This is a genomic window from Hyalangium sp., from assembly GCF_035629615.1.
Lineage (GTDB): Bacteria > Myxococcota > Myxococcia > Myxococcales > Myxococcaceae > Hyalangium.
Window position 1 is genome coordinate 1 of the sequence record NZ_DASPHO010000687.1, and the last position, 11,630, is coordinate 11,630.

Annotated in this window: 10 protein-coding genes; 6 read left to right on the forward strand and 4 right to left on the reverse strand. The window is 66.1% G+C overall.

What is annotated here, in order from left to right:
• Window positions 1-159 precede the first annotated feature (159 nt).
• Genes VD972_RS34505 through VD972_RS34515 form a run of 3 tightly spaced genes read left to right on the forward strand, consistent with a single transcriptional unit; the run spans window position 160 to window position 4,361 of the window.
• On the forward strand, window positions 160-1,917 hold the full coding sequence (locus VD972_RS34505) for a hypothetical protein (protein ID WP_324993060.1): 1,758 nt from the start codon (window positions 160-162) through the stop codon (window positions 1,915-1,917).
• A 21-nt stretch (window positions 1,918-1,938) separates the two neighbouring features.
• Entirely contained in the window at window positions 1,939-2,643 is a 705-nt protein-coding gene (locus tag VD972_RS34510) for a response regulator transcription factor (protein WP_324993061.1), read from the forward strand.
• Entirely contained in the window at window positions 2,640-4,361 is a 1,722-nt protein-coding gene (locus VD972_RS34515) for a HAMP domain-containing sensor histidine kinase (RefSeq protein WP_324993062.1), read from the forward strand. Before VD972_RS34510 ends, VD972_RS34515 begins: the two co-directional genes overlap by 4 nt.
• 42 nt (window positions 4,362-4,403) lie before the next feature.
• Here the strand turns inward: VD972_RS34515 and rtcR are convergent, their stop codons facing one another.
• Entirely contained in the window at window positions 4,404-6,047 is a 1,644-nt protein-coding gene (gene rtcR, locus VD972_RS34520) for an RNA repair transcriptional activator RtcR (protein ID WP_324993063.1), read from the reverse strand.
• Window positions 6,048-6,188: 141 nt separating this feature from the next.
• Here rtcR and VD972_RS34525 point away from each other — a divergent pair, with 141 nt between their 5' ends.
• The 3 genes from VD972_RS34525 to VD972_RS34535 all read left to right on the forward strand — a co-directional run bounded on the left by VD972_RS34525 (window position 6,189) and on the right by VD972_RS34535 (window position 9,624).
• Window positions 6,189-7,421 carry an RtcB family protein gene (locus tag VD972_RS34525; RefSeq protein ID WP_324993064.1) on the forward strand — a complete coding sequence of 411 codons (1,233 nt, stop codon included), beginning with the start codon at window positions 6,189-6,191 and terminating at the stop codon, window positions 7,419-7,421.
• 135 nt (window positions 7,422-7,556) lie between these two features.
• Complete coding sequence (rtcA, locus tag VD972_RS34530) at window positions 7,557-8,573, forward strand: RNA 3'-terminal phosphate cyclase (RefSeq protein WP_324993065.1); 1,017 nt, start codon at window positions 7,557-7,559, stop codon at window positions 8,571-8,573.
• A gap of 181 nt (window positions 8,574-8,754) precedes the next feature.
• Entirely contained in the window at window positions 8,755-9,624 is an 870-nt protein-coding gene (locus VD972_RS34535; RefSeq protein WP_324993066.1) for a TIGR02391 family protein, read from the forward strand.
• 106 nt (window positions 9,625-9,730) lie between these two features.
• On the opposite strand, the gene VD972_RS34540 is transcribed toward VD972_RS34535, so the two are convergent.
• The 3 genes from VD972_RS34540 to VD972_RS34550 all read right to left on the reverse strand — a co-directional run.
• A complete protein-coding gene (locus VD972_RS34540) occupies window positions 9,731-10,447 on the reverse strand; it encodes a double-CXXCG motif protein (protein ID WP_324993067.1) in 717 nt (238 codons plus the stop codon).
• Window positions 10,448-10,474: 27 nt separating this feature from the next.
• Window positions 10,475-11,188 (reverse strand): TIGR02269 family lipoprotein, encoded by a 714-nt coding sequence (locus VD972_RS34545; protein WP_324993068.1) that lies wholly within the window; start codon window positions 11,186-11,188, stop codon window positions 10,475-10,477.
• A 126-nt stretch (window positions 11,189-11,314) separates the two neighbouring features.
• Window positions 11,315-11,630, reverse strand: a 316-nt coding sequence (locus tag VD972_RS34550) for an ester cyclase (protein WP_324993069.1), incomplete at its 5' end; no start/stop codon positions are given.

Genomic DNA, 11,630 nt, shown 5'->3' on the forward strand with positions numbered 1-11,630 from the left:
GCCCGCTTCGACGTGGAGCTGCCGAGGGCGCAGACGGTGATGGCCGCTGCGGCGAGAGACTGAGAACGCTGGAGGGTGGGGCTGGCTCGTTACCTTCGGGTTACCCACCGCGACGTCCCCTGTTCGTACTGTTCCCGTCAACGAGAGGGAAGGAGCAACATGCGTCACAAGATCGTGTGGGTCCTCGCCGTACTGCTGAGTGCGTGCGCGGCGGAAGGCGCGGAGAAGAAGGGGGAGGGGCGTCCGGGAGTGCTCACGCTTGAGACCGAGCGCGTCGTCGTCTTCAAGGATGGGCACGCCCTGCTGGTGAAGCAGGCGAAGGCGATCGCCGACTCACGCGGCATCACGTTCACGGAGGAGGTGCCGGACAGCGCGGTGCTCGGCACGTTCTGGGCATGGAGTGATCGCGGGCCCGCCCTGCGCTCCATGCGTGCGGAGTGGCACGAGCAGGAGGTGGAGCGGGAGGAGCGCGGCGCCTGCATGGATCCGGCCTCCATCCTCGAGGCGAACCCCGGCAAGCGGGTCACCCTCGAGCTCGAGGGCGCGACGCTGACAGGGACGGTGCTGCCCCTCCCAGTGATGGCGGCTTCCCCTTCGGCGCCGGAGATCTCCGCGCGCTCGGCCTCGTTCGAGCCTGCCAGTGTCCTCCTGGTGCCTCCGCTGGGCCAGGTCGTGGCCCTCTCAGTGCCGGAGCGGGGGACGGTGGTGATCGCGGGCAAGGACATCCGCCGGGTGTCTGGCGCGGAGCTCTCGCTCGAGTGCAAGAGGAAGGTCCGCGTGAAGGAGCGGCGCAAGCGGCTCTCCCTCGACTTTGGCACGGAGGCCGCGGGCAAGGCCCTCTCGGTGCGGATCCTCTACTTCTCGCCGGGCCTGCGCTGGATCCCCACCTACCGGTTCGAGGCGAAGAAGGGTGGGAAGGGGACACTTGCGCTCCAGGCGGAGCTCGTGAACGAGCTGGAGGACATCCGGGGAGCGCCGTTCGATCTCGTCGTCGGGGTGCCGAACTTCCGGTTCCGAGACGTGGCCTCACCCCTGTCCCTGGAGGGCGTGGTGCGCAACGCGCTGGCTCAGGCGGCGCCCTCGCTCATGGGACGGATGAACAACATGAGCAACGCCATGTTCACGCAGCGCGCAGGCGAGTGGCGAGGGCATGCGAGTGACGAGGAGGTGAGCACCACCCCTCAGATCCCGGACTTTGGCGGGTCGGCCGAGTCGCCCGACTTCTTCGTCCACCCGCTCGCAGCAATGGATCTGCCCAAGGGGGCTCGCGCGGTGGTGCCCCTGTGGAGCGATGAGGTGCCGACGCGGGATCTCTACACGCTCGACGTGAAGGTTCGCCGGGACGAGAACGACTCGGACACGGTCCAGTACGGGAGCTCGGGAGGCTCGATGGGGAGCGCGTCGCCGCTGCGGCTCGCGCGGGCGGAGGTGTGGCACCAGCTCGAGATGAAGAACGGCACGAAGTATCCGTGGACCACGGGCCCGGTGCTGGTGATGCGCGGGCAGGTGCCGCAGGCCCAGGAGCTGCTCACCTATACGACGCGAGGCGGTGACACGCTGGTCCCGCTCACGGTGGCCACGGACGTGCGAGCGCTGCACGAGGAGGTGGAGCTGGAGCGCAAGCAGGACGCGCTGGAGAGCAACCGAGGCCGCTACGCGCTCATTCGGAAGAAGGGGACGATCACGCTCTCGAATCCCCGAGGCGAGCGCACGCCGCTGCGGATCCGGCTGTCCACGGGAGGCAAGGCCGAGGCAGTCACGGGCGGCGGCCGTGTGAAGGTGGATGACTTCCGGCCGGACGACTGGGGGAGCAACAGGCTGGCGGCGGTGAACAGCCACAGCGACATCGACTGGACGCTCACGCTCGAGCCGGGCGAGCGCAAGACGCTCACCTATGAAGTCAGCTTCTGGCGCTGACTGAGGGATGATGGAGGCGCCATGCCTGCCCGTCGCGTACTCGTGGTGGAGGACGACCCGGCGATTCGCCGGGGAGTGGTGGACGCGCTCCGGTTCCAGGGCTACGTGCCGCTGGAGGCGGGGACCTTCAAGGAAGCGCTTGCGAGCGCCACGCGGGACAGCTTCCAGCTGATGCTGCTCGATCTGGTGTTGCCAGGGGGAGATGGACTGGAGGTGCTGGCCGAGGCCCGGAAGGCGCGGCCCACGCTTCCAGTCATCATCCTCACGGCGCGAGGGCAGGAGGAGGACCGGATCCAGGGGCTGCGGCTGGGGGCGGACGACTACGTGGTGAAGCCCTTCAGCGTGAAGGAGCTGCTCGCGCGGGTGGAGGCGGTGCTGCGGCGGAGCGCGGAGCGGCCGCTGGATGTAGAGGAGATCCAGTTCGAGGGGGGCGTAGCGGACCTGCGCAAGTGCGAGCTGCGGTTCGAGGATGGCGCGACGGAGCTGTTGTCGGAGCGGGAGATCGAGCTGCTGCGGTACCTCTCGTTGAATCGGGAGCGGGTGGTGTCGCGGGATGAGCTGCTGCAGCGGGTGTGGCGGCTGCCGGCGAGCCTCTCGCGCACGAGGACGGTGGACATGCACGTGGCGCGGCTGCGCGACAAGCTGCGGGACAGCGCGGAGGAGCCGCGAATCCTCCTCACGGTGAGGGGCAAGGGGTACCGTTTCGCGAGTGGAGGTCCGGGGTGAGACGGGCGCTGCCCACCTGGCTGGCGCTGGCCGCCTGCGTTGCGCTGGCGTGTGGGGCGCTGGCGTGGCTGAGCGTCACGACCTTGAGGCTCGAACGAGCGGAGGCTCGGACCCGAGCGGAGGCGCTGGTCGAGGAGCGTGTCCGCCTGGCGCTGTGGCGCATGGATGGCCGCCTCGCGAGGCTCCTGGCCCAGGAGAGCACGCGGGCCGTGAGTGCGTGGGAGTCGTTCTACGTCCCGCTTCACGCGTTCGCTCAGGAGGGCAGCGCGCCGGAGCCCTCAACGGTGCGCATCGCCTCGCCGCTGCTGTACGGGGTACCCGAGGAGGTACGGCTGCACTTCGCGTTCCAGGGAGAGGGTCCGTTGAGGTCACCGCAGGTTCCGGAGGCAAGGCAGCGCGCGCCAGCCTTGGCGGCAGGGGCCAGGAGCGAGCAGCTCGAGCAGTACGGTGCGCGCCTCGCCGAGCTGGACGCCCGGCTGGATCGCAGGATGCTGCTCGGGCTCGAGACGGGAACGTCCTCGCCAGAGATCGTCGTCGCAATGCGCGAGCAGAGCGTCATCGAGTTCAGCCGCCGCCACATGCAGGCCATTGGGAACGCGGCCTATCCAGGTTTCGCGAACGAGGCCCCATCAGGCTCGGCGCCGACAGCGCAGGAAGTCCAGGTGTCGCCCATGGTGCCCGTGTGGATGGGCGATGAGCTCCTGCTGGTCCGCAGGATTGAGCGGGAATCTGGAGCCATGGAGGTGCAAGGGGCCTGGCTGGACTGGGCACGGATTCGCACCCTGCTGCTGGGAGAGGTGACGGATCTGCTGCCGTTGGCCACGCTCGAGCCCGTGGCGGCTGGGGCAGGGGATCTCCTGGAGCGGCGTCTTGCGTCGCTGCCGGTGCGGCTGGTGCCTGGGGATGTACAGCTCGAAGCTCCAGAGGGCTCTCCTGTGACCTGGAGCCTCATCGTGGCCTGGGGAGCGCTCGTGTTGGCGCTCGTCGCCGTGGGGCTGTTGCTCTTCGGCGCTATCTCCCTGAGCGAGCGTCGGGCCGCATTCGTGTCCGCTGTGACGCATGAGCTGCGCACGCCACTCACCACGTTCCGGATGTACGCGGAGATGCTGGCTGAAGGCATGGTGACGGACGAGACGCAGCGCCGGGGCTATTACGAGACGCTGCAGCGCGAGTCGAACCGGCTCGCCCACTTGGTGGAGAACGTGCTCGCGTATGCGCGGCTGGAGCGCAAGCGCTCACCCAAGGCAGCGGAGCCAGCGGAGCTCGGCGCCTTCCTCCGGGACAACCTGGGACGCTCGGAGGAGCGGGCGCGGGAGGCGGGGATGTCGCTCGTTCTGGAGCTCGACGAGGCGCTTGAGGCCGCGCGCGTACGGGTGGAGCCTTCCGCGGCGGAACAGGTGCTCTTCAACCTGGTGGACAACGCGTGCAAGTACGCGCGTGGTGCGGAGGACACGCGTATCCACATCCGCGCCGAGCGTCGAGGCTCACGCATCGCGATCGTCGTGGCCGACCACGGGCCCGGTGTCTCGCCAACGGATGCCAAGAACCTCTTCGAGCCCTTCTCGAAGTCCTCCGAGCGCGCGGCGGAGTCCGGCCCCGGTGTAGGGCTGGGACTTGCCCTCAGCCGCCGGCTTGCCCGTGCCATGGGGGCGGAGCTGCGCTACGACGGACGTCAGGGGACAGGGGCCGTGTTCGCATTCCTACTGCGGGCCGGTTGATGCGCGTGGAGCGGACGCTGACTGAAGGCTGCAGGGGGTGGGTCAGGCGGCTTCGGTCGTCCTGTGCCCTGAGACGTCACCCCAATCCAGCCCGAAGCGGGTGAGGTACTTCTTCAACCGATCTGCGTCGTTGGTGCTCTGCTTGCGCGCGCGTGACTGCGAGAACAGCACGCGCCCGGCCTCCGACAGCGAGCGGGCTTGCCGGCACACGGCGATGACGTCCGCGAGCTGCACCCGGTCGAACCGATCCAACTCCGCCGCCAGCCCGGCGCCGAGCACCTCCGCCACGAGATCCACCGCGCCCGTCGCGGCGGGGGAGCCACCCCTCGTCCACTGCGCGCGCAGCCGGGCGAGCTCCTCGTCCACGTCCTCCCGGGTGATGCGTCCCCCGGAGGCCAGCGTGGCCATGCGCAGCACCGCCGCGTTCAGGTCTCGGAAGTTGCCGCTCCAGCGAGCCTCGGGGGAGGTGGCGAAGCGCAGGAAGTGCTCCTGGGCCTCCTTGTTCATCGTCACGCGCTGGCCGAGCGCCTGGGAGGCCTGGTCCAGCTCGTAGAGGAGGTTGGGGGGGATGTCCTCGGGACGCTCGCGCAGGGCCGGGAGCCGGAACGTCCACAGGTTGATGCGCGCCAGCAGATCCTCCCGAAAGCGCCCGCGCTCCACCTCCGCCTGCAAGTCCCGGTTGGTGCCGGCGATGAGCTGGAAGTCGCTCTCCACCTCCTTGTCCGAGCCCACCGGCAGGAAGCGCTTGTCCTCCAGCGCGCGCAGCAGCATGGCCTGCTCGTCCGCGCCCAGCTCGCCGATCTCATCCAGGAACAGCACGCCCCCATTCGCCTGTCGCAGCAGCCCCGGCCGGTCGCTCACCGCCCCCGTGAAGGCCCCTTTCACATGGCCGAACAGGGCGGACATGGCCCCATCTCCTCGCAGCGTGGCGCAGTTGAGATCCACGAAGGTCCCGCTCACCTGCCGCCGGGCCTTCTTCAGCGCGTAGATGCGGCGCACGAGCTGCGACTTGCCTGCCCCCGTGGGCCCGGTGATGAGCAGGGGCGCGCGGGAGTTCATGGCCACCTGCTCGATCCGCTCGATGAGCCTGTTGAACGCGGGGTTGCGCGTGTCGATGCCCGCCTTGAGGAGGGACAGGGCCTCGCGCTGCTCCTGTTGGAAGCGCGCCGCCAGCTTGTCGTACTTCGACAGGTCCAGATCGATGAGGGTGTGTCCACCCGCGCCGCCCAGCCCCTTGTCCCGCCCCGTCGGCGGCGAGGTCTGCACCAGCCGCGCGGGGAGGTGCCGGCTTTCCACCAGCAGGAACATGCAGATCTGCGCGATGTGCGTCCCCGTGGTGATGTGGACGAGGTAGTCCTCCTGCTCGGGCTGGAACGGGTAGCTGCGCGCGTAGTCCAGCAGCGCCCCGTAGACTTGCTCCAGGTCCCACGGGTTGCGGATGTCCACCACCGCGCCGCGCACCTCCGTCTCCGGCGACACCTGGCGGATGTCCTCCGTCACCGTCGCGGCCAGCACCGTGGCCGTGGGCGGGTAGAGCAGCTCGAGGCGGTCCACCAGCAGGTCCTCCTGCTGGCACAGCGCTACGGTGGGGCGCCACTTCTCCCACCGCCTCGGGCCCTGCCCCTGGTCGATCGTCGTCCCGAGCATCCCGATGACCACCGTCTTGCGCGCCTGGGTCTTCGCCATACAGATATGAATTTATCCCATGGGATAGGGAATCGGCCAGTACGGTGAGGACTCCCCTCGGAGAGCGGGCTGGCACGGCGGCTGCTCTACCCCTCTGCGTGCCTGGCACATGGACCGGGCGAACGAACGGAAGGCAAGACCATGAACCGCAAGTACAACTACGAGGTTCTGTCGGACGAGAAGGGCAACCCCATCAAGGCGTGGACGGTCGGCGTCCCCTTCGAGGACGAGGCGAAGAAGCAGCTGAAGAACCTCGCGGGCCTGCCCTTTGTTCACAAGTGGATCGCCGCGATGCCGGACGTGCACCGCGGGTACGGGGCGACGGTGGGGTCCGTGGTGCCGACGGTGGGCGCCATCATCCCGGCGGCGGTGGGTGTGGACATCGGCTGCGGGATGATCGCAGTGCGCACGACGCTGCGCGCCGAGCAGCTGCCGGACAACCTGGCCCCGGTGCGCGCGGTCATCGAGCGCACGGTGCCCCACGGCCGGACGGACAACGGTGCCCGCAACGATCGCGGGGCGTGGCAGGACGCGCCGTCCATGCACCGTGAGGCGTGGGCGCGCCTGAAGCCCGGCTACGACGCCATCCTCGAGAAGCACCCGCGGCTGGGCCGTGGGCCGGACCTGGGTCACCTCGGGACGCTCGGGACGGGGAACCACTTCATCGAGCTGTGCCTGGACGAGTCCGAGGACGTGTGGGTGATGCTGCACAGCGGCTCGCGTGGGGTGGGGAACCGGATCGGGAGCCACTTCATCGAGCTGGCGAAGGAGGACATGCGCCGCTTCTTCATCCACCTGCCGGACGCGGATCTGGCGTACCTGCCGGAGGGGACGGAGCACTTCGAGGACTACGTGCGGGCGGTGGAGTGGGCGCAGGAGTACGCGGCCACGAACCGTCAGCTGATGATGGACTCGGTGGTGCAGGCGCTGGGGGCCTCGCAGCTGTTGCCGGCGTTCGGGCTGAAGGACGCGGCGGTGAACTGCCACCACAACTACGTGGCGCGTGAGCACCACTACGGGAAGAACTGCTTCGTGACGCGCAAGGGCGCGGTGCGGGCGCGTGAGGGGGACCTCGGGATCATCCCCGGCAGCATGGGGGCGCGTTCCTACATCGTCCGCGGGAAGGGGAACGCGGAGAGCTTCCACTCGTGCAGCCACGGGGCGGGGCGGGTGATGTCGCGCGAGGCGGCGAAGAAGCGCTTCACGCTCGAGGACCACGAGAAGGCGACGGCGGGGATCGAGTGCCGCAAGGACGTGGACGTGATCGACGAGACGCCGGGTGCGTACAAGCCCATCGATGCGGTGATGGCGGCGCAGGCGGACCTGGTGGAGGTGGTCCACACGTTGCGGCAGGTGGTGTGTGTGAAGGGCTAGGCCCGGAGGTGGCCGACGAGGTGACCATGCCGGGATAGTGACATTCGAGGCGCCCGCTCCCCCCGAGACCGAGATAATCGGTCGCTAGGATGGGGGAGCGGGCGCCGCTACTTTTGGCGTGAGAGGAACATTCACATGGTGCGGATTGACGGTTCGAAGGGAGAGGGTGGCGGCCAGGTGCTGCGCACGTCGCTGGCGCTGTCACTGGTGACGGGGACGCCCTTCCAGATGGTGAACATCCGGGCGGGGCGGAAGAAGCCGGGGCTGCTGCGTCAGCACCTGACGGGGGTGAAGGCGGCGGCGGAGGTGGGAGCGGCGGAGGTGACGGGTGCGGAGCTGGGCTCGCGCGAGCTGACGTTCAAGCCGCGGGCGCTGGCGGCGGGCAACTACTTCTTCTCGGTGGGCACGGCGGGGAGCGCGACGCTGGTGCTGCAGACGGTGCTGCCGGCGCTGATGGTGGCGAGCGGGCCGTCCACGCTGGTGCTGGAGGGAGGGACGCACAACCCGTTGGCGCCGCCGTTCGACTTTCTAGAGAAGGCGTACCTGCCGTTGGTGCGGCGCATGGGACCGAAGGTGGAGGCGGTGCTGGACCGGCACGGCTTCTTCCCAGCGGGAGGAGGGAAGTTCCGGGTGGACGTGGAGCCAGCGCCGCTGAAGCCGCTGACGCTGCTGGAGCGGGGGAGGGTGACGCGGCGGCAGGCGACGGCGCTGATCGCGATGCTCCCGTTCGACGTGGCGAAGCGGGAGCTGGCCACGGTGGAGCAGCAGCTGAAGTGGCGGCCGAACGAGCTGCGGACGGAGGAGCTGAAGCGCACGGCGGGGCCGGGGAACGTGCTGACGCTGGAGGTGGAGAGCGAGCACGTGACGGAGGTGTTCACGGGCTTCGGAGAGCGAGGGGTGAGGGCGGAGGAGGTGGCGGGGAAGGTGACGGAGGAGGTGAAGCGCTACCTGGAGGCAGAGGTGCCAGTGGAAGAGCACCTGTGCGATCAGCTCCTGCTGCTGATGGCGCTGGCGAAGGGGGGCAAGTTCCGCACGTTGCCGCTGGATGGGCACGCGGAGACGCAGCTCGACACGTTCTCGCACTTCCTGGACGTGAAGGTGGACGTCCGGGAGGTCTCACCAGAGGTCCGCGAGGTGGAAGTCCGAGGCTGAGAAACACGAACGAAGGGAGTAAGTAAAAGAGAGGCAACTGAGAGATCAGCTACATCCACACGCGCACAAATACCCTTGGTGCTGACGGCATTTCCTGTGATTCACGTACGTTAGTATGGTCAGGCTTTCTTGACCCTAAGTTTGATGGTGTACGTCCGCAGCAAGAGAACTGGTGGCCTGAATGAGTAAGATCGACGAGCATCCTGGCTATCTTGGGATGACATCTGAAGGTGTCATCTTGATTCACGCCAACTGGCCTATGTACCCTGCTGAGCATGGATGGAGAGTCGCTCTTGCGAGCCTTGGACAGTTTCCGGCGGAAGAAACTTTCTATGCGATCGATGATATCGACATGTGCTTCTTGTTTCTCGTTGGGGAGCCTTCGAACGTCAAGGATCCCTTCGATGAAGAGCTGTTTCATGTGGCTGTCTGGTGGAGTGATGTGGAGGAGTTGCTCCGCCAAGGATACGTGACTAGCACCTCGGGCCTCTCGATGGCTGCATGGGAAGAGCAGTGGGTCTCAGGCTTTGATTCATGGCTCTCTAAGGACGAGAAGATCGAACTCTCGCCAGAGGAAAAACGCGAACTGGAAGTCGAAGCGTTAGGGGCTCTTGTAAAGAAGGGGTTGCGATTATCGTCGCTTGGCCTGTCTGCTCTTCGGAAGTTAATGGCAACTCAGAAAGAGGGTTTGCATCCGGAACTTCGTTTGCATGCAGGTGAGATTGTCAAGATTGGAAGGTTCGATGCCGCAGTGAGAGAAGGGTGTGTCCTGCTGGAGTCAAGGTTGAAAGACCTAACCAAGCCTAGCCTGTATGGGCAGCGACTGGTGGATGAGTTCATTGCAGGTCTTGATGATGCAGGGAGGTATGTGTCTGCGGATGTGAAAGTCTTACGCTCCGAGATTCGCACTGTTTTTAAGTTCATCAGGAATGACTTCATGCACAATCGACGCAACGTGACTGAAGAGCAGTGTTGGTCGATCTTGGTGCGAATATCATCGATCTTGCGCTGTCTGGATTCCCTTGTATCTGAGCAAGTTAAGCACGGGTAGATTTGAGTGAGTATGGCTGTCCGTGCTGTGCTGCTTCTTGGTGCAATCCGGCATGGTAGGTCTCAACCAATGATCCGAATCAGCCGTCGTGCGAACCAAATGCTCGTTAGCGGGTTTCCAATCCCCGGAAGATCACGCCGTCGAGTGCAAGGCGCTGCACTGCACCCACCATGCGCTCGCTCGCAATGATCACTGTCCACGCCTGCCGGAGACGGAACACGTCCAAGTTCACGGGCAGCGATGCAGCCTCAAGGATCATGGGGTCCGGTCGCTTAAGAGGATCATTCTCACAAGTAGGACATGGCTGCTTACGGTCTGGCGGCAGGCAGTCGGGGTGATACCGACCATGTAACTCTAGCTGAAAAGCTAGCAACTCTGGCGGACGCTTCACACGGAACCGCACGTTGATGGGGCACCCCTGAAGACCCTGAACCCCGTCCCCGCTGAGTCGATCCAGTGCTTCGCGGCGGACGTAGAGTGACCAGGGGTTTTGCATGAAGAGCTGGCCGAAGTAACCCGAGCCTGTACCCTCCAGAGGACCGAATCTCGTGCCTGGCTCCAGCATAGCTCCCTGAGGTGCTAACGGCCGAACCAGCTCGCGCAGACGAGCAAATTCCTCGAAAGGCACCGGCCACGGATCATCGAACTTCTTGCGCTCCGAAAGGCTGGACAAGTCTACGCATGGGTATTGGAGCCCTACGACTCCACCACTTACGCCGCATGTTGGGCAGGGCTCCACTCCTGGCAGTCCCCACTTGTGTCCAGCGTCCAGATTGCCTGTGTAGCGCGGCGCTTTGTCCGCTTCGATGTGGAAGAACTTCACGTTCTCTCCTCTACTTCTCTGCAGTCATCACGGGGCAAGTAGCTGGGGGCCGGGAGGGACGATTGGGTGGTTGTAGGACGTGATGGGGCCGACGATGTCGTAGCGGTACGCAAGCTCAAAGGCCTTGGCGATCAACTCCTCTTTTGGCAGTCGACGGCCCTCGTTGGCTACACGGAACTGTCTCCACGCCTCATTCCACAAGCCCCCTCTGCCCTTGCCACTGTGAACGCGCAGGTGCACGTGTTCCGGAATGACCATGGTCCACTCGTGGACGTTGATGCCATGGGCCCTGAACCACTCCCTGAACTCTCGCGCCTGAGGGAACAGGTGGTGCCTGATCAACTTACCCTCCAGCCGAGGAAAGGCTGGCAGGAAACCGTGGCGATAGCGGAAGTGGAACGTCATCCGGGGCCGAGCATCGTCCCGAAGGCCGGCGCGTCTCCAATTTCGATGAGAGCCAGGACTGCGAAACGGCGGACGGAAGCCTCGTGCGAATTCCGTACCATGCTCCAAAGGAGCGCGCGCCACTGCGTCCGGATCTACGTCTTCGCAACTGAAAACGCCGCACTCCTCCTCGACACATGCGAACTGGTCCGCATACGGCTCTTCGCAGGAAGTGGCATCTGCGACCTCTATCACCTGCCCTGTGTGTATGGCAGGCGAGGGGCTGGCGCACGCGAATGACAGGAGCGAGGCGACAGATAGCGACAAGAGGACTCGGGGCGATGGGAGCGTTCGCATATAGCCCCAAAGTCTAGTCCTTCTCGCACTCCCTGGGCGCGAAGGTGAATGCCCGGGAGGTCTTACCGGAGGTCCGTGTAGTGGAAGCCCGAGGCTGAGAAACCCGGCGCATGGAAAGGGTGGGAACTACGTGCGTTTGCCGCCCAGGGGAGCGCTGCCTACTCGGCGCAGCGCCTGACGCAGGAAGGCGCCTCCCACTGTGAGGGGATGGTTCAGTGCCGTGGCCAGCCGCCCCTTGAGGCTCAGGGGATTGTGGGCAATGCCGAGCTGCCGGAGGATGGTGGCCGCGTCGAAGTACACGCGCTCGCACACCAGCCGCTCTCCCTCGAAGAGGAAGACCGCGCTCATCCGGGCCGTGAAGGCGCGCCCCGTGGGTGGCAGGCCTCGGTAGTTGCCCAGGTGCGTCCCGTACAGCTCGAACTCGGTGATGATCGCGTCGTCC

Excerpts from the sequence above, each read along its gene's own strand:
- VD972_RS34535 (WP_324993066.1), top strand. The coding sequence starts at position 8,755 with ATGAGTAAGATCGACGAGCATCCTGGCTATCTTGGGATGACATCTGAA.
- rtcR (WP_324993063.1), bottom strand. The coding sequence starts at position 6,047 with ATGGCGAAGACCCAGGCGCGCAAGACGGTGGTCATCGGGATGCTCGGG.
- VD972_RS34510 (WP_324993061.1), top strand. The coding sequence starts at position 1,939 with ATGCCTGCCCGTCGCGTACTCGTGGTGGAGGACGACCCGGCGATTCGC.
- rtcA (WP_324993065.1), top strand. The coding sequence starts at position 7,557 with ATGGTGCGGATTGACGGTTCGAAGGGAGAGGGTGGCGGCCAGGTGCTG.
- VD972_RS34505 (WP_324993060.1), top strand. The coding sequence starts at position 160 with ATGCGTCACAAGATCGTGTGGGTCCTCGCCGTACTGCTGAGTGCGTGC.
- VD972_RS34545 (WP_324993068.1), bottom strand. The coding sequence starts at position 11,188 with ATGCGAACGCTCCCATCGCCCCGAGTCCTCTTGTCGCTATCTGTCGCC.
- VD972_RS34525 (WP_324993064.1), top strand. The coding sequence starts at position 6,189 with ATGAACCGCAAGTACAACTACGAGGTTCTGTCGGACGAGAAGGGCAAC.